The sequence below is a fragment of the Pseudomonas sp. Kh14 genome (genome assembly GCF_900291005.1).
Lineage (GTDB): Bacteria > Pseudomonadota > Gammaproteobacteria > Pseudomonadales > Pseudomonadaceae > Aquipseudomonas > Aquipseudomonas alloputida.
Genome location: NZ_OLKJ01000143.1, coordinates 1 through 264, shown reverse-complemented (window position 1 = coordinate 264; position 264 = coordinate 1). Strand labels below are relative to the sequence as shown.

Here is a 264-nt window from a genome sequence, read left to right as displayed (position 1 = left end):
ATCCGCTTACTGCCGAATACGGCAAGGCCATCGTCTTTGATTACTCCTACCGGTACTTTTACGGGGATGGCTACGGCAAGGACTTTCGTATCCTCAACCTGCAGGATGAGACCGACGAGGCCAAAACCGATCTGCTCCTTCTGGGCAACCTGCTCTCCTTCTATGAGCAACAGTGCCTGTTTGATGAACAAGCCGAGATCCTGCGTCCATACAATTTGGAAAAGCCGCTCTGGGTGTTTGTCGGTAGCACGGTCAACGCTGTCT

1 protein-coding gene is annotated in these 264 nt (G+C 52.7%); it reads left to right on the top strand.

The window, feature by feature from the left end; all coding sequences use genetic code 11:
• A partial coding sequence (locus tag FQ668_RS27610) for a hypothetical protein (RefSeq protein ID WP_218570909.1) occupies nucleotides 1-264 on the top strand: 264 nt, incomplete at both ends.